The organism is Mycobacterium sp. 5-140-3-2 (genome assembly GCF_035666375.1).
Classification (GTDB): Bacteria; Actinomycetota; Actinomycetes; order Mycobacteriales; family Mycobacteriaceae; genus Mycobacterium; species Mycobacterium intracellulare.
Map to the genome: position 1 here is coordinate 967,502 of NZ_CP142025.1, position 25,379 is coordinate 992,880.

The 25,379-nt window shown below is 68.7% G+C and carries 21 protein-coding genes; 14 read left to right on the forward strand and 7 right to left on the reverse strand.

Features of this window, described 5'->3' with window-relative positions:
• Positions 1–55: 55 nt before the first annotated feature.
• The 6 genes from P6281_RS04900 (at position 56) to P6281_RS04925 (ending at position 4,843) form a co-directional block, all read left to right on the forward strand.
• Positions 56–1,072: a GHMP family kinase ATP-binding protein gene (locus P6281_RS04900; RefSeq protein ID WP_009957791.1), complete on the forward strand. Its 1,017-nt coding sequence runs from the start codon at positions 56–58 to the stop codon at positions 1,070–1,072.
• Positions 1,060–1,677 carry a D-sedoheptulose-7-phosphate isomerase gene (locus tag P6281_RS04905; RefSeq protein ID WP_179960058.1) on the forward strand — a complete coding sequence of 206 codons (618 nt, stop codon included), beginning with the start codon at positions 1,060–1,062 and terminating at the stop codon, positions 1,675–1,677. Before P6281_RS04900 ends, P6281_RS04905 begins: the two co-directional genes overlap by 13 nt.
• An 8-nt stretch (positions 1,678–1,685) precedes the next feature.
• On the forward strand, positions 1,686–2,240 hold the full coding sequence (locus P6281_RS04910) for a D-glycero-alpha-D-manno-heptose-1,7-bisphosphate 7-phosphatase (RefSeq protein ID WP_009957788.1): 555 nt from the start codon (positions 1,686–1,688) through the stop codon (positions 2,238–2,240).
• A gap of 228 nt (positions 2,241–2,468) precedes the next feature.
• Positions 2,469–3,419: a GNAT family N-acetyltransferase gene (locus P6281_RS04915; RefSeq protein WP_085977618.1), complete on the forward strand. Its 951-nt coding sequence runs from the start codon at positions 2,469–2,471 to the stop codon at positions 3,417–3,419.
• Between the two features lie 56 nt (positions 3,420–3,475).
• Entirely contained in the window at positions 3,476–4,165 is a 690-nt protein-coding gene (locus P6281_RS04920; protein ID WP_201358856.1) for a DUF5642 family protein, read from the forward strand.
• Between the two features lie 27 nt (positions 4,166–4,192).
• Complete coding sequence (locus tag P6281_RS04925) at positions 4,193–4,843, forward strand: DUF5642 family protein (RefSeq protein ID WP_014381909.1); 651 nt, start codon at positions 4,193–4,195, stop codon at positions 4,841–4,843.
• A 526-nt stretch (positions 4,844–5,369) separates the two neighbouring features.
• Here the strand turns inward: P6281_RS04925 and P6281_RS04930 are convergent.
• Both P6281_RS04930 and P6281_RS04935 read right to left on the reverse strand, forming a co-directional pair.
• Complete coding sequence (locus P6281_RS04930) at positions 5,370–6,452, reverse strand: IS110 family transposase (RefSeq protein WP_438362663.1); 1,083 nt, start codon at positions 6,450–6,452, stop codon at positions 5,370–5,372.
• 99 nt (positions 6,453–6,551) lie between these two features.
• Positions 6,552–7,148, reverse strand: a complete 597-nt coding sequence (locus tag P6281_RS04935) for an alpha-ketoglutarate-dependent dioxygenase AlkB (RefSeq protein ID WP_014383932.1) — start codon at positions 7,146–7,148, stop codon at positions 6,552–6,554.
• A gap of 96 nt (positions 7,149–7,244) precedes the next feature.
• On the opposite strand from P6281_RS04935, the gene arcA reads away from it, so the two are divergent.
• On the forward strand, positions 7,245–8,456 hold the full coding sequence (gene arcA / locus P6281_RS04940; RefSeq protein WP_014941353.1) for an arginine deiminase: 1,212 nt from the start codon (positions 7,245–7,247) through the stop codon (positions 8,454–8,456).
• Between the two features lie 75 nt (positions 8,457–8,531).
• Here the strand turns inward: arcA and P6281_RS04945 are convergent, their stop codons facing one another.
• Positions 8,532–10,064: a dolichyl-phosphate-mannose--protein mannosyltransferase gene (locus P6281_RS04945; protein WP_324738923.1), complete on the reverse strand. Its 1,533-nt coding sequence runs from the start codon at positions 10,062–10,064 to the stop codon at positions 8,532–8,534.
• A gap of 82 nt (positions 10,065–10,146) precedes the next feature.
• Between P6281_RS04945 and rsmI the strand changes: the two genes are divergently transcribed.
• Positions 10,147–10,983 carry a 16S rRNA (cytidine(1402)-2'-O)-methyltransferase gene (rsmI, locus tag P6281_RS04950; RefSeq protein ID WP_008254128.1) on the forward strand — a complete coding sequence of 279 codons (837 nt, stop codon included), beginning with the start codon at positions 10,147–10,149 and terminating at the stop codon, positions 10,981–10,983.
• A 52-nt stretch (positions 10,984–11,035) separates the two neighbouring features.
• On the opposite strand, the gene P6281_RS04955 is transcribed toward rsmI, so the two are convergent.
• From P6281_RS04955 to P6281_RS04965, 3 genes are read right to left on the reverse strand one after another with little or no spacing between them, the layout of a single operon-like run.
• Entirely contained in the window at positions 11,036–12,292 is a 1,257-nt protein-coding gene (locus tag P6281_RS04955) for an aminodeoxychorismate synthase component I (protein WP_014941355.1), read from the reverse strand.
• Between the two features lie 16 nt (positions 12,293–12,308).
• Positions 12,309–13,220 (reverse strand): RNA polymerase sigma-70 factor, encoded by a 912-nt coding sequence (locus P6281_RS04960; RefSeq protein WP_014941356.1) that lies wholly within the window; start codon positions 13,218–13,220, stop codon positions 12,309–12,311.
• Complete coding sequence (locus tag P6281_RS04965) at positions 13,217–14,404, reverse strand: NAD(P)/FAD-dependent oxidoreductase (protein ID WP_201358853.1); 1,188 nt, start codon at positions 14,402–14,404, stop codon at positions 13,217–13,219. The genes P6281_RS04960 and P6281_RS04965 overlap by 4 nt, the downstream gene beginning before the upstream one ends.
• Positions 14,405–14,774: 370 nt before the next feature.
• On the opposite strand from P6281_RS04965, the gene P6281_RS04970 reads away from it, so the two are divergent.
• On the forward strand, positions 14,775–16,448 hold the full coding sequence (locus tag P6281_RS04970; protein WP_201358879.1) for a hypothetical protein: 1,674 nt from the start codon (positions 14,775–14,777) through the stop codon (positions 16,446–16,448).
• Between the two features lie 139 nt (positions 16,449–16,587).
• The gene (locus P6281_RS04975; RefSeq protein ID WP_324738634.1) at positions 16,588–18,453 is read left to right on the forward strand and encodes a putative bifunctional diguanylate cyclase/phosphodiesterase; all 1,866 of its coding nucleotides are present in this window, start codon (positions 16,588–16,590) and stop codon (positions 18,451–18,453) included.
• A gap of 22 nt (positions 18,454–18,475) precedes the next feature.
• Here P6281_RS04975 and P6281_RS04980 read toward each other — a convergent pair whose 3' ends face one another.
• Positions 18,476–19,270, reverse strand: a complete 795-nt coding sequence (locus P6281_RS04980; protein WP_008254136.1) for an FkbM family methyltransferase — start codon at positions 19,268–19,270, stop codon at positions 18,476–18,478.
• A 250-nt stretch (positions 19,271–19,520) separates the two neighbouring features.
• On the opposite strand from P6281_RS04980, the gene P6281_RS04985 reads away from it, so the two are divergent.
• From P6281_RS04985 to P6281_RS05000, 4 genes are all read left to right on the forward strand, one after another.
• Positions 19,521–21,197 carry a hypothetical protein gene (locus tag P6281_RS04985; RefSeq protein ID WP_043954496.1) on the forward strand — a complete coding sequence of 559 codons (1,677 nt, stop codon included), beginning with the start codon at positions 19,521–19,523 and terminating at the stop codon, positions 21,195–21,197.
• A 177-nt stretch (positions 21,198–21,374) separates the two neighbouring features.
• Positions 21,375–22,841 (forward strand): polysaccharide biosynthesis tyrosine autokinase, encoded by a 1,467-nt coding sequence (locus P6281_RS04990; protein ID WP_009955589.1) that lies wholly within the window; start codon positions 21,375–21,377, stop codon positions 22,839–22,841.
• A complete protein-coding gene (locus tag P6281_RS04995; protein WP_201408435.1) occupies positions 22,838–24,340 on the forward strand; it encodes an O-antigen ligase family protein in 1,503 nt (500 codons plus the stop codon). Before P6281_RS04990 ends, P6281_RS04995 begins: the two co-directional genes overlap by 4 nt.
• A gap of 15 nt (positions 24,341–24,355) precedes the next feature.
• Entirely contained in the window at positions 24,356–25,369 is a 1,014-nt protein-coding gene (locus P6281_RS05000; protein ID WP_095762895.1) for a glycosyltransferase family 4 protein, read from the forward strand.
• Positions 25,370–25,379: the final 10 nt, after the last annotated feature.

Consider the following 25,379-nt stretch of genomic DNA (forward strand, 5'->3'; position numbering starts at 1 on the left):
GGCACGTGGCACGCGTGGTCTCGCAGCTGGGCGATCCGCTCGACAGAGAATCCCCATGACACGGCCACGAATTCGCGCGCGAGCGCCGCTGCGGATCTCCTTCGCCGGCGGCGGCACCGACGTGCCCCCGTTCCCGACGACCGAAGGCGGCTGTGTCCTGTCGGCGACCATCGACCGCTACGCCCAGGGATCGCTCGCCCCGCGCACCGACCGCCGGGTCAGCATCGAGTCGGTGGACTTCAAGACCACGCACGAGATGACGCTGGACAGCGAGATTCTCTACGACGGCAGCCTCGATCTGATCAAGGCCGCGGTGCGCCGGTTCGGCCGTGACGGCACGGACGGCTACGACCTGGTGCTGCGCTCCAGCGCCCCGCCGGGATCGGGGCTGGGCTCGTCGTCGACGATGATGGTCGCGCTCACCGGCCTGCTCGCCGAGCACTACCGGGTGCCCATGGGCGAATACGAGACGGCCCAACTGGCGTGTGCCATCGAACGCGACGACCTGGGCATCGCGGGCGGCATGCAGGACATGTACGCCGCGACGTTCGGCGGCTTCAACTTCATCGAGTTCACCGACCGCGTGATCGTCAATCCGCTGCGAATCCGCGACGAGACCGCCTTCGAGCTCGAGCTCAGCCTGCTGCTGTGCTACACGGGCATCACCCGCGACTCCGCGCGGGTGATCGAGGACCAAACCCGCCGCGCCACAACGGGTTCGGATGACACGCTGGAGGGCCTGCGGGCCCAGAAGGACTTGGCGGTCGCGATGAAGGCGGCGTTGCTGACAGGCAAGCTGAACGACTTCGGTGCGCTGCTGGGCGAGGCGTGGACCCAGAAGAAACGCATGTCGCCCTACATCACCAACGAGCGCATCGACGACCTCTACGAGCTGGCCCTGAAAAACGGGGCGCTGGGCGGAAAGCTCACCGGGGCCGGCGGTGGGGGATACATCCTGTTGTTCTGTGACTTCGCCAAGAAGCACCGGCTCATCGAAGCGCTCGAGGGCGCGGAGGCCAACGTCACCGAATTCGCGTTCGAGAGCAAGGGATTGACGACATGGCTGGCATGACCGGCTCGGACGCGGTCTCGCCGAGCGTGGAGCTGGTTCAGCAGCGCTTGGCCGAAACGATCGCGGTCAAGCAACAGATGCAGCAGGGCGATGTCGCCGCGCAGACCGTCGAGGTCGCGCGCGCGATCATCGACTCGCTGCGCGCCGGGGGCAAGGTGATCTTCTTCGGCAACGGGGGATCGGCGCAAGACGCGGGGCACCTGGCGGCAGAACTCATGGGCCGCTTTGCCTTTGACCGTCCCGGTCTGGCGGCGATCAGCCTGCCCGACGCGACGGCCGCGATCACGGCGATCTCCAACGACTACTCCTACGACGAGGTGTTCGCCCGCCAGGTTCTCGCCACCGGGCGCCCCGGGGACGTGGTGATCGGGCTGACCACGTCGGGCAACTCTCCCAACGTCGTTCGCGCGCTCGAGGTCGCCGGCCAGGCGGGAATGACGACCGTCACGCTCACGGGCGCAATCGGTGGCAAGGTGGCCGATGTGGCGAAATTCTGCATCCGAGTTCCCAGCGACGACACGGCCCGGGTTCAGGAGGCATGCCTGCACCTGGGCCATTCCATTTGCGAAATGGTCGAGGCGGCACTGTTTCCCGGGCCGTCCTGACATCGACGATGGCCGCAGCCGATCTGCGCGACGTGCGCACCGTCTTTCTGGACCGAGACGGCACCATCAACGTCAAGGCCGCCGAGGGTGAGTACATCCGGTCACCCGCGGAACTGGTGCTGCTACCGGGCGCCGCCGCGGCGCTGGCCGCCCTGAACGCCGCGGGACTGCGGACCGTACTGGTGACCAACCAGCGGTGGCTCTCCGAACCCGCTTCCGATCCAACACATTTCACTGCCGTCCAGAACCGCCTGCAACAACTGCTCGCGGACGACGGCGCCCGGATCGACGCCGCCTACCATTGCCCGCACGCCGCGAACAGTTGCGACTGCCGCAAACCCGGCACCGGCATGTTGGTGCGCGCCGCGGCCGAACACGGCATCGATCTGACCGCATCGGTGATGATCGGCGACAGCGACATCGACATGAGGGCGGGTCGGGCGGCGGGAGCGGCGACCATCCTGCTCCGCTCCGGCGGCGAGGCGTCCCCCGACGCCGACATCGTGGTGGACGACCTTGCCGCCGCGGTCGAGCTCATCCTGGCCGCCCGGGCCGCGCACTAGTTTCGGCTCATTAGACCCCAGCATCCTTGCCGCGGCCGCTACCTGCTCATAACCTGGGCAACATCCGACCGCGTCCAGGAGGCTCGGGCCTGGCGCACCAGACGACGGCAAGCAGGCGGGGCAGGTCATGGCACCATCGCGACGTGCACAGCGGTGTCGCGATGCTGCGGGCGGCGGTCCGTAGCGGTGGCCGGACTGACCGGCGCCCGGGTGGACGAGCTGGCGACGATGGACATCTTCAAGGGATGTCCCCCCGAAGACCTTGCGCCGTTGGCGGGCCGCCTGCAGCCGCTGCGCGCCGCGGCCGGCGAGGTGCTGATGCGCCAGGGGGAGCAAGCCGTCTCGTTCCTGCTGATCTCCTCGGGTACCGCCGAGATCAAACACGTCGGTGACGACGGCGTGGTGATCGTCGAGCATGCGTCCCCCGGCATGATCGTCGGCGAGATCGCCCTGCTGCGCGACATTCCCCGGACCGCGACGGTCAGCGCCGCCGAACCGCTGACCGGTTGGGTCGGTGACACCAGATCCTTCGCCAGCATGGTGCACATCCCGGGCATCACGCCGCGGCTGTTGCGCACCGCGCGCCAGCGGCTCGCCGCGTTCATCACGCCGATCCCGATTCGCGTGCGCGACGGCACGCTCCTGTTGCTGCGCCCGGTGCTGCCCGGCGACAGCGAGCGCACCGTGCACGGACACATCTACTTCTCCGGCGACACGCTGTATCGGCGCTTCATGACCCCGCGTCTTCCCACGCCTGCGTTGATGCACTACCTGTCGGAGGTCGACTACGTCGACCACTTCGTGTGGGTAGTCACCGACGGCAGCGACCCGGTGGCCGACGCGCGCTTCGTGCGCGACGAAAACGACCCGACGGTCGCCGAGATCGCGTTCACCGTCGCCGACGCCTATCAGGGCCGGGGCATCGGCACCTATTTGATCAGCGCACTGTCCATCGCCGCCGATGTCGACGGCGTCGAAAGGTTCTCCGCGCGAATGCTTTCCGACAATGGGCCGATGCGCGCGATCATGGACCGCTACGGTGCGGTGTGGCAGCGTGAAGACATCGGCGTGATCACCACCGTGATCGACGTGCCGCACCCGCGTCACCTGCCGTTCGGCCCCGACGAGGCCGAGCAGATCAGGCGCGTGGCCCGGCAGGTGATCGAGGCGGTCGGCTGAGACCGGCGCTGGCGTGGGGGCGCCGCTATGGCGGCGTCCTGTGCTATCAACTCCTCATGCGGCCGTTCGGGATTGGCCCGGCGGTGACTACCGCGCTCACGTTGGCCGTCGCCGGGTGCGCTCATCAACCCGCGCCCAAACCGCCGGCGGTTCCGGCGAAATCGCCGCCGAGCAACACCGCCGCCGTCAACCCCGCCAACATCAAACGGATCATTCGCGACATGCCGCCCGGTTACGAGGTGAGCACCGCAATCCCCAGCGCCGCCTCGCCGAGGGTGATCTGGGGCCTGGGCGACGACCCACACCCCAAGCCCGCCAAATGCGGGACGCTCGCCGACCCCGGGAACGGGCGCGACCAATCGGCGCAGGGCGTGTCGGGCTCGGGGAGCGGCGGCATCGTCAACGCGGTGGTGGTGGCTTTGCCGGGACCGGTGGATTTCCCGGAGGACCTGCTCACCGCGTGCGCCCACTGGTCGGAGACCGCCGGGAACACCGTGGCACACGTCCACCTCACCGATGCACCGCACGTCGACGGTGTCCAAACCATCGGCATGGTCGCCGACGTCAAGTCATCGGTCGAGTCGGGCACCGAAATAGATTCCCGCGTCTACACATTCACCGCGTATCTGGGCGACTTCTACGCGTTCACCACGCTGACCACCGATCCAGGTTCAGCGCTTCCGGTCCTGCCACCGCGATTCGCCGCGGATCTGCTCGCCAAAACGGTGTCCACGTTGCGCAGCTGAACTATCCGCTTGGGTAGATTGGCCACGATGTCCAAGATGTTGCTCGCGCTCGCGGCCGCCTGCGTCCTGGCCGGGTGCTCATCGGCCACTCCCGTGGCGAAGGTCGACATCAACAAGGTCGTCGACGTCAAGTCCAGCTTCGGACCCGATTTCAAGGTCAGCGACATCAGCGAACGGGGAATCGATCCCAAGCTGCTGGCCGGCCGAAAGCTGCCCGACGGATTGACGTTCGACCCGGCGAACTGCGCGAAAGTGGCGGCCGGGCCGGACATGCCGGCGGACCTGCAGGGCAACATGTCCGCGGTCACCGCCGAGGGCCGCGGCAACCGGTTCGTGGTGATCGCGCTGGAGACCTCAAAAGCGTTGCCCCTCAACGATCCCGGAAAAGACTGCCAAAAGGTGACCTTCGCCGGCCCGCAGCTGCGCGGCGGCGTCCAGGTGGTCGAGGCGCCGCGGATCGACAGCACCCGCACGCTCGGCGTGCATCGCGTCATGCAGGCGCTGACCCCGGGCGGTCCACGCACCGGCGAGTTGTTCGACTACTCGGCTTCATTCGGCGACTACCAGGTGATCGTCATCGCCAACCCGCTGGTGATTCCCGATCAGCCCGTCGCGCCGGTCGACACCCAACGCGCGCGCGACCTGCTCGTCAAAGCGGTGGCGTCGGTGCGTGCCTAGACGGCTTGACGGCGGCGGCCCGCCGCGCTTGCGACCGCCACTGGGCTTGATAGTGGCGACCCGCTTCGCCCGGCTTCGCCTCGCTCGCGACCGCCACGGCCGCGCTTGCGACCGCCGCTGGGCTTGATGGCGGCGGCCCGCTGCGCCCGGCTTATGTCGATAGTGGCGACCCGCTTCGCCCGGCTTCGCCGCGCTTGCGATCGCCACGGCCTCGCTTGCGACCGCCGCTGATATGTGAGTCATTTTGTCAAGGGGCAGGGTGAAGCGGCGGCCGCAACCGTCGTCGAGGCCGCCGCTTCGTTGACCAGATGAGCGTTGAGGTGTCGAGCGTGTCGTGTCGACGCGTGTCAGTCTGATATACGCGGGTTGGTTACCGCAGGACGGGACTTTCGAGTCGGAGCGGTCCGCTTGTCTAGATGTCGAGCGTGATCGGTTGTGGTGCAACGTGATTGCTCATAGCGGCGACGCGGGTCACTCCAAGACGCTTGCCGACATCTGCTTGCTCATCTGGACGTTTGTGGGCCGCTTAGTCCTCGAGGACGGCCAGCGACCAGCACCATCCGGCCAGCTCACGCGCGATCGCGGCGTTGGCCACCACGGAGCGTTTCTTGCGCTCATCGAATCGCATCCAGCGTTCATGCAGGCGCCGGTTGCCGGCCTGGCCGCGGGCGCGGGCGGCTGGGGATGCGGCATCCCAGCGGCGGCGCATCACCGCGCCGGGCCGGTAGGGGGCTCGGTGATGCCAGGCGGCTTCGATGAGCAGGCGGCGGGCATGACCATTGCCGGTCTTGGTCACCGCGCCCTGGGTTCGCGTCGCTCCTGAGGAGTACTCGCTTGGCACCAGCCCCAGATAGGCGCCGATACTGCGCCCGGTCAGCCGAGACCAGTCCCCGATCTCGACGGCCAGCCCGAACGCGGTCAGCGTGGACACCCCGCGCAGACACCCCAGCCGGGTCACCACCGGGGTGAACCGCGAATCAGCGGCCATCTCGGCGATCGCGGTATCGAGGCGCTCCCGGCGCTCGAGGGTGGCCAGCATCGCGTCGAAAGCGGTGTCGTAGGCCAGCTGCAGCGCGGCACTGTCGAACCGCTGCCGACGCAACCACCGCTGATGCTCACGGATCCAGGCTCGTCCACCGCAATAGACGATCCCCTGGCGCAACAACAGTTTCGACAGTCGATGCCGAGCAGACATCAAATCCCCACGGACATCCTCGCGGGCCCGCACCAAATCCCGCGCCGCTTCCTGCTCGATGCTGGGAACCGTCACTTCGGTGATCTGGCCCAGATGCAACAACCGCGCCAGATGCGCGGCGTCGCGGGCATCGGTTTTGACTCGGTCACCCGTCGGGCGAATCAACTTCGATGGCGCAGCCACCACACAGGCGATGCCCGCGGCATCCAACGCCCGGGCTAACCCGAACCCGGTCGGACCCGCCTCATAGGTCACCGCCACCGGGCCCGGAAGATCCCTTAGCCATGCTGCGATCTCACCACGGTCGGGGGTCAACCGCCGCTCGAATACCTCCCCGGTATCCCCATCCAACCCACACCCGACCACCGATCGGGCGTGCACATCCAACCCAACACTCGTACGCTGAATCTTCACTGGGGCCTCCATCCACATCTGTGGCTCTACTGGCCAGGACCAACTTCCTGACAGCAACCCACGTTCACATGTGGCGAGGCCCCAGCCTCCTCATACCGTCTAGCGCACGCCGCGCGGCCGGAACTGGATGCTCACCCGAGGACCGACCGGTGCGGCCGTCTTGGGCACGGCGTGCTCCCACGTCCGCTGGCATGACCCGCCCATCACCAGCAGATCCCCGTGCGCCTGCGGCAGCCGCAGCGACGGGCCGCCGCCGCGGCGCCGCATCGCGAACGCGCGGGTGGCGCCCAGGCTGACGATCGCCACCATGGTGTCCTCCGAACTGCTCCGGCCGATCGTGTCGCCGTGCCAGGCCACGCTGTCGGAGCCGTCGCGGTAGCAGCACAGCCCCACCGTGGTGAACGGCTCACCGAGCTCGCCGGCGTAGATGTCGTTGAGCCGCCGCCGCAGCCGGGTCAGCATCGGGTGCGGCGGATCGTCGGCCGTGAGGTCGTGGAAGCTGACCAGGCGAGGGACGTCGACCACCCGGTCGTACATCTGGCGGCGTTCCTCGCGCCACGGCACCGTCGACAACAAGGCGTCCAGCAGGTCGTCCGCGTCGGTCAGCCAGCCGGCGCGGATTTCGATGAACGCGCCGTCACCGAGCTGTCGGCGCTCGGTGTGCTGGAACAGGGAGCCTTGAACCGCAACCTCCACGCGACCCAGTTTATCGCACATTCGTTCGATGGCGGCGGGCCGCGCGGCGGGCGTGTGACGCGCCCGTCCGGCCCCCGCCGCCGCTACGGTTGAGTCGTGGGTGAGGTTGAGCTGGGCACCAAGTCCGAGGTCGGCGCGCTGCGCACGGTCATCGTGCACCGCCCGGGCGCCGAGTTGCTCCGCCTCAACCCGCGCAACGTCGACCAGCTCCTGTTCGACGGCCTCCCGTGGGTCGCGCGCGCGCAGGACGAGCACGACCAGTTCGCCGAGGTGCTGCGTTCCCGCGGGGTCGAAGTGCTGTTGCTGTCGGACCTGCTCACCGAGGCGCTGACGCACAGCGGGGCCGCGCGGATGCAGGGCGTGGCGGCCGCCGTGGACGCACGGAGGCTCGGAGTGCCACTGGCGCAAGAGCTTTCGGCGTACCTGCGGGGACTGGAGCCCGCCCGGCTGGCGCAGGTCCTGATGGCGGGCATGACGTTCAACGAGTTGCCCGCGGACACCCGCACCGACGTGTCGCTGGTGCTGCGCATGCACCACGGCGGCGATTTCGTCATCGAACCGCTGCCCAACCTGGTGTTCACCCGGGACTCGTCGATCTGGATCGGCCCGCGGGTGGTGATCCCGACGCTGGCGCTGCGGGCCCGGGTCCGTGAGGCGTCGTTGACCGATCTCATCTATGCCCATCACCCGCGGTTCACCGGGGTGCGACGCGCCTACGAGTCGCGTACTGCGCCCGTCGAGGGTGGTGACGTGCTGCTGCTCGCGCCCGGCGTGGTCGCGGTCGGGGTGGGGGAGCGCACCACCCCCGCCGGCGCGGAAGCGTTGGCCCGCAGCCTGTTTGACGACGATCTCGCGCACACGGTGCTCGCGGTGCCGATTGCGCAGCGGCGCGCGCAGATGCATCTGGACACGGTGTGCACGATGGTCGACACGGACACGGTGGTGATGTACGCCAACATCGTCGACACGTTGTCGGCGTTCACCATCCAGCGCACCCCCGGCGGGGTCGCCATCAGCGACGAGGTCCCCTTCCTGGAGGGCGCGGCCAAGGCGATGGAGATCGACAAGCTGCGGGTGATCGACACCGGGCTCGACCCCGTCATCGCCGAACGCGAGCAGTGGGACGACGGCAACAACACGCTGGCGCTGGCACCCGGCGTCGTCGTCGCCTATGAACGCAACGTGCAGACCAACATTCGCCTGCAGGAGGCCGGCATCGAAGTGCTGACCATCGCGGGATCCGAATTGGGCACCGGCCGCGGCGGCCCCCGCTGCATGTCGTGCCCCGTCAGCCGCGACGCGGTCTGACAACGCCGCGAAACTGTAAGTCCCAACGCATTTCCCGAGTGACGCCGCCGCTGGTTGCGGTCTCGCGGGAAAGAATCAGCGCCAGCTGGGCAGCCAGATCTCCATGTTCCACGTCTGCTGCGAAATCGGCAGACCGGTGAGCACCGGGAACAGCCAGGCGAAGTTGGTCACCACCAACGCCACATAGGCGCAGACGGCGATCAACCCCAGCGTGCGTCGCTCCGAGTTCACCCCGGGCCCCCGGGCGGGCGCCCCCGGGGTGTAGAGGATGTCGCCGCAAATCAGCGCGATGGCCATCACCAAAAACGGCGCCATCGTCGCCGCGTAGAAGAAGTACATCTGCCGATCGATGTTGGCGAACCACGGCAGCCAGCCCGCGCAATAGCCCACCAGCACAGCGGCGTAACGCCAATCGCGGCGCACCAGCATGCGCCACAGCGCGAAAATCAACACCGGCACCGCCACCCACCACATGGCCGGCGTACCCACCAGCATCTCGGCCTTGACGCAGGACTGCGCGCCACAGCCCGGCACGTTCTGCTCGTCGATCGCATAGAGCACCGGCCGCAACGACATCGGCCAGCTCCACGGTTTCGATTCCCACGGGTGATAGTTGCCCGCCGCATTCGTCAGGCTCGCGTGGAATTGAAAAGCCTTGGCCGAGTAGTGCCACAGCGACCGGATCGCATCGGGTAGCGGGATCAACGAATGCGGGCCGATCGTCTGGCCCACCTCGTGCCGATCGATGGCCGTCTCGGAGGCGAACCACGGGGCGTAGCTGGCCAGGTACACCAGCACCGGAATCAGGCCCAGCGCATAGCCGGTGGGGATGAGGTCGCGTGGCAGCGTCCCCATCCAGGGCCGGTCGACCTGGTACTGGCGGCGCGCGGCCACGTCGAACGCGAGCGACATCACGCCGAAAAACACCACGAAGTACAGGCCCGACCACTTTGTGCCGCATGCCAATCCGAGCAGCACCCCGGCGCCGAAGCGCCACCACCGCACACCCAGGCGTGGGCCCCACACCGTGTCGGCATTGCGGCCCTGCAGCAGCGCGACGTGCATTCGTTGCCGCACCTCGTCGCGGTCGACGATCAACGCGCCGAACGCGGCGACCACGAAAAACGTCAGAATGCCGTCGAGCAGCGCGGTCCGCGAGGCGACGAAGCTGACGCCGTCGCAGATGACCAGCACCCCGGCGATCGCGCCGACCAGCGTCGACCGGCTGATCCGCCGGACGATCCGCATCACCAGCGCGACCATGACCACGCCGAGCAATGCGCCGGTGAACCGCCAGCCGACGCCGCTGTAGCCGAAGATCGCCTCGCCGACCGCGATGAGCTGCTTGCCCACCGGCGGGTGGACAACCAGACCGAACCCCGGATTGTCCTCCACCCCGTGGTTGTGCAGCGCCTGCCAAGCCTGCGGGGCGTAGTGCTTCTCGTCGAAGACCGGCGTGCCGGCATCGGTGGGCGAGCCCAGGTTCAGGAAGCGGGTCACCGCGGCCGCCACGGTGATCACGCCGGTCACCACCCAGCCGCGGACGTGATCGGTCGGACCGAAATCGGCCACCGGAACCCGCGGGCCCGGGCTGACGACCGGGACCACGCGCTCCTTTTCGACACCCTGGGCGTTCAAGGGGGATTCGCGGGGCGGGGCAGTCATCGGTGTCGATCGTAGGCTGTCGACCATGACCACCGGCCGCCTGTTGCTGGGCGCGACCCCCTTGGGTCAGCCCTCGGACGCCTCGCCCCGCCTCCTGGACGCGCTGGCCACGGCCGACGTGGTGGCCGCCGAGGACACCCGCAGGGTCCGGACGTTGGCCGCCGCCCTCGAGGTGAAGATCACCGGCCGGGTGATCAGCATGTTCGACCGGGTCGAGGCCACCCGGGTGGACCCGGTGCTCGAGGCGATCAGGGCGGGCGCGACCGTGCTGGTGGTCAGCGACGCCGGGATGCCGCTGATCAACGACCCCGGCTTCCGGCTGGTGACGGCGTGCGTGGAAGCCGGCCTGCCGGTGGGATGCCTGCCGGGACCCTCGGCGGTGACCACCGCGCTGGCCGTGTCCGGCCTGCCGGCGGACAAATTCTGCTTCGAGGGGTTCGCGCCGCGCAAGAAGGCGGCCCGACGCACCTGGCTGGATTCGCTGGCCGACGAGCGACGCACCTGTGTGTTCTTCGAGTCGCCGCGCCGGTTGTCCGCCTGTTTGCAGGACGCGGTCGAGCGGCTCGGCGGCGCGCGGCGGGCCGCGGTCTGCCGGGAACTGACCAAGGTGCACGAAGAGGTGGTGCGCGGATCGCTCGACGAGTTGGCGAAGTGGGCGGCCGACGGTGTGCTCGGCGAGATCACCGTGGTGCTGGCCGGCGCGACGCCGCGCGCCGATCTGCCGTCGCTGGTCGTCGAGGTCGAGGAGCTGGTCGCGGGCGGTGCTCGCGTCAAGGACGCCTGCGGCGAGGTGGCGGCCGCGTATCCCGAGGTGCGGTCCCGCCAGCTCTACGACGCGGTGCTGCGGGCTCGCCGGGTTTAGCGGCCGTGGCGGTCGCAAGCGCGGCGAAGCCGGGCGCAGCGGGTCGCCGCCATCAGGACAAGCCGGCGGGGCCGGCGGCCGCGATCGACGGCAGCCCTACGATGGGCGAGGCCTTGTGCAGGCATTCGGCCCACTCGGCGTCGGGGTCGGAATCGGCGGTGATCCCGCCACCCACACCCAGCACGGCCCCTCCCGCGGCGTCGAATTCGACGGTGCGGATCGCGACGTTGAGTTCGCAGCCGGCTACGGGGGAGGCCAATCCGATTGTTCCGCAATAGATTCCGCGACGGTGCGGTTCCCATTGCGAGAGCAGTTGGCGGGCACGGTGTTTGGGTGTCCCGGTGACCGAGGCCGGCGGGAAGGTGGCGTCCAGCAGCGCCGACGTCGGCAACTCGACCGGAACCTGGGCGGCCACCGTGGACACCAGGTGCCACACGCCCGGCGCGCGCCGCACCACCAACAGCTCCGGCACCGTCACCGAACCGACGACCGCCACGCGGCCGAGATCGTTGCGGACCAGGTCGACGATCATGATGTTTTCGGCCACCTCCTTGGGCGAGGCGCGCAGCGCCGACGGCCAGGCGTCCAGCGGCAAGGTGCCCTTGATCGGGCTGGACATGACGGCCGTCCCGCGCCGGCGTAGGAAGAGCTCCGGCGACAGCGACGCCACCGCGCCCCACGCACCCGCGACGTAGGCCGCCCGGGCCGGGGAGGTGCGGGCGACGCCATCGACGAAGAAGTCCAGCGGGAAACCGGCGACCGTGCCGGTGAATTGGGTGCACACGCACGCCTGGTAGACCTCGCCGGCGCGGATGGCTTCCAGGCAGGCGAGCACCCCGTCGCGGTGCGCGGACCGGTCGGCGATGCCCCAGTCGATCCGGCTCTCGCGCGGCGGTGGCGCCGGCGCGGCCAGCGCGGCGGCGAGCCAGCCCGGCATCGGCGCGCCGGAGAGGCTTTCGTACCACCAGTGCCCGTCGCGGTCGCGGCGCAGCACGCAGTCCGTCCAGCCGCCGGCGGCCTCGGGGATCCGGTTCGGGTGCGCGTCGGCGCCGGGGTCGGGGTACGACAGGTAACCAATCCACCCGCCGCCCACCGCGTGCGGCTCGAGAGTCCGCGTGGCGTCGACGGCGAACACGCCGTCGACAGCCACCGGCCCCAGCGACACGCTCGGCGCGATCACCGCCAGGGCCCCGAACCACTCGCCGGTCAGCGCGGCCGGGGGCGGGAGACCCAACCGGGTCGTGGCGTCACCGAGGGCGCGCAGCACCTGGGGTGCGGCGCCGAGATCGCCGAGCCGGTCGATGCGCACCGACCCAGTGTGCCGCTCAGCCGCGGCTGATGTCGCGAGCGGTGGCCAGCGCCGCCAGTTTGCGCGGGTTGCGCATGACGTAGAAGTTGGTGATCTTGTCGTCGGCGATCTCCACCGTGATCACCCCTTCGAGCTGGTCGCCCAGGTAGAGCAGCACTGCCGGCGCGCCGTTGCAGGTCACCGTCTCCACCCGCAGCGCGGCCATCTCCGCGGCCCTGCGCATCAGCCCGGCGATCGCCCGGGCCACCTTGTCGGCGCCGACCACCGGCCGTCGGGCGGCGCTCACCACGCCGCCGCTGTCGGCCGTCCACGTGGCGTCCGGGGCCAGCATGGTCATCAGCGCTTCCACGTCGCCCCCCGCCGCCGCGGCCAGGAACTGCGCGGTGATCTCCGCGGTGCGCTCCGGGTCGGCCGCCTCGAACCGCTTGCGCCGGGCCCGCACGTGTTCACGGGCCCGGTGCGCCACCTGTCGCACCGTGGGCGCCGGCTTGCCCACCGCCTGGGCGATCTCGCCGTAGTCGAAGCCGAACACCTCGCGCAGCACGAACACGGCCCGCTCGTCGGGGCTCAGCGTCTCCAGCAGGACCAGCATTGCCATCGAAATCGACTCTGCGAGAACGACATCCGCGGACGGGTCCTGGTCTTCGAGGAGCAGCGGCTCGGGCAGCCACGGGCCCACGTACTCCTCGCGCCGGCGGGCGTCGGCCCGCAGCGCGTTGAGCGCCTGCCGGGTGACCAGCTGGGCCAGGTAGGACTTGGTGTCGCGCACCGTCGCCAGGTCGACGGCCGACCACCGCAGATAACTGTCCTGCAGCACGTCGTCGGCCTCGGTCGCCGAGCCCAGCATCTCGTAGGCGATGGTGAACAGCAGCGGCCGCAGCAGGGTGAAGCGTTCGGCGTGCTCGCTGCCGATCGGTGCCCGTGTCATCGCAGCGCGACCCGCTCGCCGGTCGGTGACTGCGCGGGGCGCTTGCCGCCCTTGAGCCAGAAATACGAACCGGGTTTGGCGGCCTCGCGGCGGATCGCCCACAGCGTGGCCTTGCAGATCGTCTCCTTGAGCGAAGCCGCGGCCCGGCCACCGAGGTACAGGTTCACCGGGGTGTCGTCGGTGCGCGCCACCTGGAAGGTGGCGTGCGCGCGACCGAGGCTGATGCACTGTCCGACGAACGCCTGGTTCAGCGCCGCGGGCGCGTCCCCGGCGATGCGGCTGAGCACGGTGTTGGCGGCCTGGGCGCCCATGGGCCCGGCGGCCTGGCAACTCATCCGCAACGGGTGACCGGACGGCGCGGCTGCGTCACCGGCGGCGACGATACGGTCGTCGTCGATGCTGGTCAGCGTTTCGTCGGTGAGCAGCCGGCCCATCGGGTCGGTGCGCAGCCCGCTGCGCGCGGCCAGATCGGGCACGGTGAATCCGGCCGTCCACACGGTGGCCGCGCTGGGCAACACGGTGCCGTCGTTGAGCACCACCTCATCCCAGCGCACCTCGGCCACGGCGACGGATTCCAGCACGGTGACACCGAGGCGGCGCAGCCTCTTGGCCACCGAGCGCCGGCCCCGCTTGCTCAGCGACGGGCCGAGAACGGGGTCGCAGACCAGGGTGACCGGGCGTCGTCGCTCGGCGAGCTCGGAGGCCATCTCGATGCCCGTGAGCCCGCCGCCGACCACGGTGACGGGTGCGGGCAGCGGCAGGTCGGTGAGCGCGTAGTGCAGTCGCTGCGCGCTTTCCAGGTCGGCGACCGAGTGGGCGAACTCGGCGAAGCCCGGCACCGTCGAAGGCGTCGCGCCGGTGCTGCCGACGGCGTAGATCAGGTAGTCGTAGTCCAGCTCGAAGCCCGAGCCCAGCAGCAGGCGCCGGCCCGGCGCGTCGATGCCTTCGACCGTGTCGATGATCAGCTCTATCCCGTCGCCGAGCAGCGTCGCGTAATCGGCGGTCGCGGCGCCGGTGTCGGCGACCAGCTGATGCAACCGGATGCGCTCCACGAAGACCGGCCGGGGGTTCACCAGCGTGATGTCGATGTCCGGGCGCTGCCGCAAATGGTTGGCCGCGAGCGTCCCGGCGTATCCGCCGCCGACAACGACGACATGAGTTCTCTGAGGCGCCACCTCGGTCATGGCAATATCTCCTACCTGTTCGTGAGGACCTGTGCCCTTGAGACACCGCAGACCGGCCGAGCGTGACATCGACACCGCTATTGTGACCCGTCTCACTGCGCGCCGGCGGGCGGAAGCGTGCCGTCAACGGACCGCACCCCCGCTGAGCTGCGGCGGAGCGTCGCCGGAACGCGCGTGATACGCTGCGCTACGCCAATTCGTGGCCCGCCCCGGTCGGATACACGCACCAGACAAACCGCGAAATATGGGGCCACTTGCACGCGCCATCGGTGTGTATTGGGAGAAGCAACCTTGACGACGACCATCTGCGCGAGCGGCCGCGGGCCCTCGCCGTCGGACGTGTCGTCGGGTGCGATCTGACGCGGTGACGATGTTGTGGTCATGGAGGACGCGCGCGCTTGCCGCTGTCGTGTGCGCGGCGCTGGTGTTGAGCGCGTGCGGTGGTAAAAGCGACCCCGGGCCGCTGTCCGCGATGGTCAGCCCGGCCATCCCACCCAGCGCGCAGGAGATCCCGAACCCGCTGCGCGGCCAGTACGAGGAAATGCTGAATCCGCTTTTCCCGCAAGGCAATTCGGCGCAGCAGCGGTACTCCTCCTGGCCCGCGTCGTATGACGCCAGCCTGCGTGTCTCGTGGCGGCAGCTGCAGCCGGTCGATCCGCGCACCCTGCCCCCCGACGCGCCCGACGACCGCAAGTTCGATTTCAGCGCGATCGACGACGCGCTGAACAAGCTCGGGGCCCGGAACATGCGCCTGGCCCTTGGCGTATTCGTCTACAAATCCTGTTGCAACGACACCTCTTCCGACAACACGAACATCGCGCTCCCGGACTGGGTGCGGCCGTACGCCGCCAGTTATCCCGCGCCGGCGAAGAGTTCGGCCCCGGGGGTCACCCAGGTGGTGCCGAATTTCAACGACCCCGACTACCTCAACGGGATCAGTCAACTGCTGGCCGCCCTCGGCCGTCGCTATGACGGCGACGAGCGACTCAGCGTGTTCGAGTTCTCCGGTTACGGCGACTTCGGCGAGAACCACGTCACGTACCTGCGCGATTCCCTGAGCGCGCCGGGGCCCGCGCCGGACGACAGCGTGGCAAAGCTGGGCTATTACAGCCAGTTCCGCGACCAGAGCATCACTAAGGCCTCCATCGCGCAGTTGGTCGCGGCGAACACGAATGCCTTCCCGCACACGCAATTGGTGGTGGCCCCCCAGAATCCGGAGATCGTCCGCGAATTGTTCGCCGACGACGTGACGAAGAAACTGGCCGCGCCCGTCGGCATCCGCGCGGACTGCCTGGGGGTGCAGGCGCCGTTGCCGGAATGGGCCGACGCCAGCGACTCGCACTACGTGCGCTCCAACGATGCCGTCGTCAACGCGATCAAGCAGCGGCTCACCTCGGCCCTGGTGATCAGCCAGTGGTGCCGGTTGCCCAGCGGCGCCGACCCCCGGTCGTACTACGAGAAGGGGCTGCACGACGTCATCAGGTACCACGTGTCGATGACCTCGAGTGCCGACTTCCCCGACCGGGATGCTGCCTCGGCGATGGATCCCAAGCTGTTTTTGCTGTGGGGCAAGGCCAATACCTCCGCGGGATACCGGTACTCGGTCGAGGCGCAGCCGGGATCGCAGTCGATCCAGGGCAAGGTGGCGACGATCTCGGTGGCCTGGACCAACTACGGTTCGGCGGCGGCCACCGAGCACTGGGAGCCCGGTTACAAGCTGGTCGACTTCTCGGGGGCGGTGGTTCGCAGCCTGCCGGCGACGGTGAACCTGGCGAAGCTGGTCCATGACGAGACCAGCCAATCGCGCGAGGAGCCGGTTCCCGAATCGTCGAGCGAGTCGGTCCACGTCGACGTGACGGGCCTGGCGCCCGGCCACTACACGCTGCGGGCGTCCGTCGAATGGCGGCAACACAAGCCGGGCGCCTCGCACGTCGTCAATTACGCACCCATGGCCCTGGCCCGGGACGGCCGCGACGGCTCGGGGCTGTACCCGATTGCCACGCTTGACATCCCGAGCGACTCGGCCTCGGCAAACGGCCAGTGACATCGTCCGGCCGCGGCGCTGCTTCGTTGGCTGCGAGCTTTTCGTAACCCCGGATGGGCGGGGCCGTGCGTGATACCGTTCTCGGACATATTTTGACTTCGGGACCCAGACGGGATAGTGCCCCGTATCGGAGGATTCCGTGCCGCGCAGCCTGAACCTGGTGGTCACCTCCGTCGCCACCGCGCTGATGGAGGCCACGGCGCCCACCGCGACCTCGGTCAGCGAAAAGGTACTCGCGCGGCTCGTCGAGCAGTTCGATGTGGACGCCAGCTTCCTGCGCCACCACGACAACGATGCCGCGGCGTCGACGTTGGTCGCCGAATGGCCGCGACGAACCGACAGCCCGGATCCGGATCTGGTGGCGGCGTTGCAGTTGGACGGCGTCGAGTCGGTGCTCGCTCAGTGTGAGCGCGACCGCAAGCCGGTGGTGACCCGTCCGGATCGGTCCGCCGGGTGGGTCCGCCGCGCGCTGAGGCCGGGCAAGGCGACGGCGTCGCCGTCGGTGGCGGCCGCGCCGCTGATGTCCAGCGACGCGTGCACCGGCGTGCTCGGCTTCGTGAAGTTCGGTGCCCGCAGGTGGAAGCAGGAGGAGATCAACACGCTCGAGGCGGTCGCCGCGCTGTTTGCCCAGCTTCACGCGCGCATCGCCGCCGAAGAGCGGCTCCGCTACCTCGCCGAGCACGACGACCTGACCGGTGTGTACAACCGGCGGGCGCTGGTCGCGCACCTGTCCGGACGCCTCGCGCCCGGCAGCCCCGGACCCGTCGCGGTGTTCTACCTCGATCTCGACCGGCTCAAGCCGATCAACGACTACCTCGGCCACAGCGCGGGCGACTGGTTCATCCGCGTCTTCGCGCAGCGCATCGAGGAGTGCGCGGGAACGCCGAGCATGATCGCCCGGCTCGGCGGCGACGAGTTCGTCGTCATCCCGGACGAGCCGATGTCGCCGGAGGTCGCCGAGGCGTTCGCGCGTCGCCTGTCGACGATGCTGTGCGATCGCCTGACCATCGGTGGCCACGTGGTCAGCCGGACCGTCAGCATCGGGCTGGCGGTGGGCACGCCCGGGGCGGACAACTGCGCCGATCTGCTCCGCCGGGCGGACGAGGCGGTGCTGACGGCCAAGCGTGCCGGCGGCAATCAGACGGCGGTGTCCACCGACGACATGTCGCTCAAGCGGGCCTTCCGCAACGACATCGAGTTGCACCTGCAGGGCGACATCGACAGCGAAGGCCTGCTCCTGCATTACCTGCCCGAGGTCGACTTGTGGACCGGGGCCATCGTGGGCGCGGAGGCCCTGGTGCGCTGGCGGCACCCGGTCTGGGGTCTGCTGCTGCCCGACTCGTTCATCGGGGTGGCCGAATCCACCAACCTCGCCGCGGAGCTGGGCGGGTGGGTGATGCGCAGCGCCTGCGCCGAGTTCAGCCAGTGGCGCGCCAATGGGGTCGGGCACGGCGCCATGCTGCGCATCAACGTGTCGCCCATCCAGCTGATCAGTCGCGGCTTCGTCGAAAGCGTCGCCGACACGATCGGCGAGTTCGGAATCGATGCCGCATCGGTGTGCCTCGAGATCACCGAACGCGCCGTGGTGCACGACATCGACACCACGCGAAAAACCTTGTCGGAGCTCAAGGAAGTCGGCGTGCAGGTCGCCATCGACGACTTCGGCACCGGCTATGCCGTTCTGTCCCACCTGAAATCCCTGCCGGTCGACATGCTCAAGATCGACGCCGGGTTCGTGCGCGATGTCGGCACCGACGCCGGCGACCTGGCCATCGTCCGCGCCATCATCGGGCTCGCCGAGGCGTTCGGGCTGGAAGTGGTCGCCGAAGGCGTCGAAACCCCCGCTGCCGCACTGACTTTGATGCAACACGGCTGCCACCGCGCGCAAGGCTTCCTGCTGTCGCGTCCCCTGCCCGGCGACGCGATGGAAGCGCTGCTGTCCGCGCGCTGGATGCCGATGCCGTTTCTCGCCGACCGCGAGTCATCGTCGCTGGGCTCGACGTAGCGGCGACGATCGCGGAGGCCGCTCAGCCTTCGGTGGGCAAGAAGACGAAGTTGTTGACGTAGGTGCCGTGGGCGGCCCAGCCGTCCTCCCGCCTGCCGACGTTGGCCGGGTCCTGATGCTGTGCCGGATCGAACTCGGCGATGGGCCGACGAGCGCCACCGAGATCGAAGTGACCCGCGTAACCGAGACCGGCCAGCAACGCCGTGATCTCGGCGACGGCGTCGGCGTGATGGCGTTCCTCGGCTTCCACCACAATCGCCGGCCGATTGCGGGTGAGCGTCTGCGTGGCGCCCCGTAACACTGCGAGTTCGTGGCCCTCGACGTCGATCTTGATCAGGCCGATGTCGTCAAGATGCAGGTCGTCGAGCCGCTTGACCGGCACGTCGATGCGGCGAATGTCATCCCCATTGACGTCGGTGAGTTCGTTGTCGGTGTCGATTGTGCTTCGGCCCGGCTCGGATTCGACCACCCGCATGGCGATCGTGCCGGGCCGGTCGGACAGCGCCACCGCCTCCACCCGGACGGGGGCGCCGACGGCGGCGAACATCGCTGCCAGATCGCGGGCCTGCGCCGGCCGGGGCTCGAACGCGGTCACCGAGCGCGAGGACGCCGCCATCGCAATCGTGAATTCGCCGAGGTCCGCTCCGATGTCCAGGGAGATCCGGTTCGGATCGCACAATGACGCCACCAGCTGGATGTCCGCGCGGCTCTGCCCCAAGCGGTGCAGGATTCGAAACTTCCGCCGCCAGAACAGGCGCGGTGCGAGTTTTTTTGCCGCCGGCGCGAGCCAAGTTTTGGCCGAGCGTGCGACCGACATCTGCTGTGACTCCTGTCCGATTTGCGGAGCCCCAGCTTAGTCGACGCGGCGATTTGACAATGGCCAAAGCGCGCCGGGAGGCCCCGCCAAGCCGGCGGGCTTTTCACCGGGCGCCCCGATTTCAGCCATCTGTCACGGGCCCGGGCTGTACCCTGTTGTCACCCTTGATATCCCGCGCATGTGACTAGTCGCGACCGCCAGAGAGGTAGCAGTAGATGCATTTGTCGGACACGGTTTAGCGCGAGCAATCATGGTCCGGACAATTAGGAACATTCTCCTTGTCGTCACCGTGTGCGTGACGTTGGTGCTCGACGGATGTGACGGCCGCAGCGACCTTGATCCGCTCGCCCTGATCAGCAGTCCGGCCATACCGTTGTCCGTGCAGGACGTGCCGAACCCCCTGCGCGGCCAGTACGAAGATCTCCTGCAACCGCTGTTCCCGCAGGGCAATCCGGCGCAGCGGCGCTACCCGGCGTGGCCGGCGTCCTACGACGCCAGTTTGCGTGTCCCCTGGCGCCAGTTGCAGCCCACCGATCCGAGCACACTGCCGCCGGACGCTCCCGACGATCGCAAATTCGATTTCAGCGTGATCGATGACGCCCTGACGAAATTGGCCGGTCGAAACATGCGCCTGACGCTTCGTGTGGTCGCCTACAACTCGTGTTGCGACACCGTCTATCCGAACAACACCAACATCGCGATGCCCGACTGGATGGGCGCCGCGGCAACCAACTACTCCGGTCCGCAACGATATTGGTGGATGCCCGGCGTCACGCAGGTCGTTCCGAACTGGAATGATCCGAACTACCTGAACGCATTCGGCCAGCTGTTGGCCGCGTTGGGCCGCCGTTACGACGGCGACGAACGGCTGAGCGTCTTCGAATTCTCCGGCTACGGCGATTTCAGCGAGAACCACATCTCGTATCTGCGTGACACACTCGGTGCGCCGGGGCCCGCACCCGATGAGAGCGTCGCGAAGCTGGGGTATTACAGCCAGTTTCGTGACCAGAACATCACCGCCGAGTCCATTCGGCAGCTGGTCGCGGCGACCGTAAACGCTTTTCCCCACACGCAATTGGTGACAACCGCACTGAACCCGGAGATCGTGCGCCAGTTGATCGCCGACGACGTGACGAAGAAACTGTCCGCGCCGGTGGGCATCCGCGCGGACTGCCTGGGCGTGCAGGATCCGCTGCCCGCGTGGGCCGAAAGAGATGGTTCCCACTATGTGCAGTCCAAGGACCCGCTGGTCGGAGCGCTGAGGAACCGGCTGGCGTCGGCGCCGATGATCACCGAATGGTGCCAGCTGCCCGAGAAAACCGATCCGCGGACCTACTACGAAAAAGGCCTGCAGGACGTCGTCAAGTACCACGTGTCGATGACATCGAGTTTCAACTTCCCGGCTGTGGATTCGTCGACACCGATGGACCCGGCGCTGTACTTGCTGTGGGCGCGGGCAAACGTCGTCGCAGGCTACCGGTATTCGGTGGAGGCGCGGCAGGAATCGCAATCGGTGAAAGACGGCAAGGCGACCCTGGCCGTCGCGTGGACCAATTACGGCGCGGCCGCCGCGACCGAAAACTGGGTCCCGGGCTACCGGCTCGTCGATTTCTCGGGGGCCGTGGTCCGCACGCTTCCCGCGACCGTGGCGCTGAAAACCCTGGTCCAAAGCCCATCCGGGGACGGCTCCGGCAAGGAGCCGTTGCCGGCGTCGACGACGGAGTCCATTCACATCGACTTGGCGGGCTTGGCGCCAGGGCACTACACGTTGTGCGCCTCGGTCGATTGGCAACAGCACAAGCCGGGCGCGAACCACGTGGTGAACTATCCGCCCATGCGGCTCGCGCGCGACGGGCGCGACGGCACCGGATGCTATCCGATCGCGACGGTGAATCTGTCCCGCGACGCGTTGACTCACGCCGCGTGACGATGACTGCGGGCGCCGCGTCGCCAATTACGCGGTAAATCAACCGGGGCAGCGGGACCGCGATTCCGCCAATGCCCGCCTGATGATGCTGCATAATCTGCAGTGGTATGCGCGGCTGGTGGGGCAAAACCGCAGAGTTTTCTTCCCGCCGAAGGCTTTTAGAAAGGTTAATAGCCGATGGATTTCCGTACCTTCGTCCGGATTCTCGGCGCGCACTGGAAACTCGCCTTGACCGCGCTGCTGGCGTGTACCGTCGGCGCCGCGTTCGTGACCGCATTGCAGACCAAGCACTACCAGTCGTCGGCCACGGTCCTCATCTCGTTTTCCGGTGCGACCGACCTCAACGAGGTGTACAGCGGCACGCAGGCCGCCCAGGAACGGCTGTCGTCGTACGCGCAAATCGCCGGTGGACACATCGTGGCCGAGCGCGCCATCCGCCAGCTCCAACTTCCCATGCGCGCCGATGATCTGCTGAGCCAAACCCAAGTCAAATACACCCCGAAATCGGTGCTGTTCACGATCAGCGTCAAAGACACCGACCCGGCGCGCGCCGCCGCGCTGGCGGGCGCCATGGCCGGTCAGTTCAGCGCGATGCTGCCGACGCTTGCCCCGAACCCGGCGTCGAACGGTGTGGCCGCGCCGGTCACCGCGGGACCGCGACCCGAGGCGGTCGAGACGACGCCGCCGCCGTCGGGTCAACCGTCCGACGTGCCGGCATCGGCGGGACCGACCGGCAAGCCGTGGCCTTTGGCGCGGGCGACGATGGTCGAGCCGCCCCGCGTTCCGAAGATTCCGGTGTCGCCGGTGCCGCTGCGAAACATGGCGATCGGGTTCATCGCCGGTCTGCTGTTGGCCATCGCGGTGGCGCTGACCCGCGAGGCCGGCGACCGCACCGTGCGCACCCGCGCCAAGCTGGAGGAACTCTCGGGCCTGCCGACCTTGGCGGAGCTGCCGGGAAAGCGCGGCGGGACTCCGCGGTTCGGCACCGACACCGCATTCGACGACGCGGTGCGCGGCATGCGCACCCGGCTGCTCAGGGCGATGGGACCCAATGCCCGTCAGGTGTTGGTGGCGGGCCCGTTCGGTGGCGAGGGAACGACGACGACGGCGATGAACCTGGCGCTCGCGCTCGCCGAGATGGGCGAAGACGCGTTGCTGGTCGAGGGCGACAGCCGCCGGCACGTGATCGCCGGTCTGCTCAGGGTCGAATCGGGGGAGGGGCTGGCCAACGCGCTCGCCAACCCCGCCGCGGCCGCCCAGGTGGTGAAGCCGACGCCGATTTCGAAGCTGCACATCCTCGCGTCGCGGTCCGCACGGCGCGAGAGTCTGCCCCCCAGCGCGTACCTGCCGGAAGTGATCGACCGAGTGGTGCAGGAATTGTCCTCACGGTTTGACCGCATCGTCATCGACGGCCCGCCGGTGCTGGCGACCGCCGACACCGGCCTGCTGGCCGGTGCCGTCCCCGCCACCGTGCTGGTGGTTCGCGCGAAGCGCACGACCGCGGACGAACTCAAGGACGCGTTGACCGCCCTGCGCGCCGCCGGCGCACAGGTGGTCGGCACGGTGTTGACCGACGCCCGCCAGTCGCTGCACATCAGGGCCGCCGACCGCGCCTACCGGTCAAAGGTCAGCAGGCCGGCGTGATCCCGTACCTGCGGGCCCGTCACCGCCTGGCCGTGGATGGCGCCCTGCTGGCGATCTTCGTGTTCGGATGCTTCGCGTTCGGCGTGCTGTCGGTGCGCCGAACCACCGAGGGTGTGCTGCTGACCGCCGCGTTGTTCTGCGTGGTCGTGTACTGGGTGAAACCCGAAGGGATGGTGGGGGTCACGCTGTTCGGTGCGTTCGCGGCACTGCCGGAAGGCTTACACGTGGGGAAAGTCTTTGGCCCGCTGACGATTTACGCGTACCACCTGGCGGCCATCCTCGCGATCTGCTACCTGATCCCCACCGCGAAACCGCGGTCGTCCGACTTCGTGCTGCCGGGGATCCTGGTGGTGGCGGTGCTGTGTTCCACGGCCACCGGATTCACCACGGGAAACCCCGACCTCACGGTGACCCGCGAAGCGACCACCATGATCGAAATGGCGATCGGCTTCGTCCTTGCGATGTTCGTCGTCTACAGCGGACACGTCCGATGGTCGATCCGGGTGATGATCGTGATCCTGTGGTTTTCGGCGGCGATGGCGATCATCAGCTCGCTGTACGCCATCCGGTTGGCCGGTCGGGCGGAAAGCCTGGAGGGGACGACGGGTGCCGGTCAGGCCGTGCGCATCATCCTGTCCACCCAGACGCCGGCCACCGCGGTGCTGAGCGCACTGGTCGCCGCCCCGATCGTGGGCCGGGTCCGACCCATGGCCTATCTCGCGTTGGGCGTTCCCGCGCTGAGCATTTCGCTGCTGTCCTTCTCCCGCAACACGCTGATCTCCATGGGGGTGGCGGCCGCGGTCGCACTGTTGGGCAGCCTGAGTTGGGCGGCCGTGCGGCGGGCGGTCGTGGCCGCGACGGTCGGCCTGGCCGTCGTCGCGGTGGCGGTGCCCGGGTCGCTGTTTTTGCTGCAGCGTTCGAAGACCGGGGCGTGGCTGGCCGATCAGTACGTTGCGTTCAATCAGCGGGTGCTGGGCGGGGTTACGTCGAGCGCGCTCGCGGTGGACGATTCGGCGCTGGAGCGACTGCGGGAAATCAATCTCCTCAAGGAGACCATCGCCCAGGCCCCGTTCTTCGGGCACGGCCTGGGCTACGTGTACCAGCCGCCGACCGGCGACGACGAATTCCATCGGTACCTCTATCCCGCCTACTCCCACAACTTCTACCTGTGGTGGCTGGCCAAGGCCGGGGCGGTGGGCATGGCCGCGTTCGTGCTGTTCGCGCTCACGCCGGTGATCCTCGCGCTGCGGTGCGCCCCGGCGCCCGCGAAAATCAGTGCGGCCGTCGCCGCGGGCCTGTTGGCGATATCCGCCGTGTGGCCGTTGCCGGAGATGCCGATGGACGCCTTGGGCTTGGGCATGGCGCTGGGGGCGGCGATGGGCTACGCCGGCTTGCGGCGCCGGGGCGCGGAGGGCAGCCGGACCGACCACAATCCGGCGCCGGCCGCCACGCCCGACCCGCCCCTCGATGCCACGGTTGGCGCGGTCACTTTCCCGTAGACGAGCCAGGCCGACATGATCTCAGTGACACACGTGGGGCCCGACATGTACAGCATCGGCGGGACGCAGTCCGTGATCCGGGTCTTGCGCGACAACAAGATCGGCGCCGACGACATCCGGGTCCTGTCGACCTGGAACGGGGACCGCCATCTGAGGAACCTGTTTCTCACCGCACGCGCGGGGATGTCACTGGCCCGGTCCCCTCGAGGCACCATCGTGCACTTCCATATCTCCAACGGCGGGGCCTGGCTGCGCGAAGGACCGTTGATCCGCTTGGCCAGGGCCAAGGGTTTCCGGGTGATCGTCACCCTCCATGGCCCCGACTTTCCCGAGTTCGCCAGGTCGCGCCCCCGCTTCGTGGGCGCGACGTTGAAGCGGGCGGACCATGTGATCCTGTTGTCGGAGGAAGCGCGCGCCGCGGTCGCCGAGGTGGCGCCGACGGTGCGGACCGCCATGGTGCCGAACCCGATCGTGGTCGACCGTGGTGCGCCCGGTGCGGCCTCCACGCCACCCGTGGCGCTGTTCGCGGGCACCGTTGGGCTTCGCAAAGGTGTCGACAGACTTGTGGCGGCCTGGCGGCTTCTTCTCGCCGAGGGCATCGAAGGCCGTTGTCGGATAATCGGTCCCATCGACGACTATGCCCCGCCGGAGACGGAGCGGCTGACCGTCGAAGGTCCGATGCACCCCGACGCGGTCCGTGGGCTGCTCCGCTCGGTCCGGGTGGTGGTGCTCCCGTCGTCTGCGGAGGGCATGCCGATGATCCTGACCGAAGCCCTGGCCGGCGCGCGCCCGTTCGTGGCGACGCCCGTCGGTGGGACGGCGGAGATCGCCCCCGACCCGGGCATGCTGGTCCCGGTCGGCGATGTGCCCGCGTTGGCCAACGCGATCGGCCGGTACCTGCGCGACCCCGAGCTGGCCGAGCGTGACGGGCTGAGGGGTCAAGCGCACGTCGTGGCGACACGGAGCCCCGACGTCATCGACGCCGAACTCCGCCGCATCTACCTGGGCTGCGACATTGCGACGGGTTGAACTTCAGGGA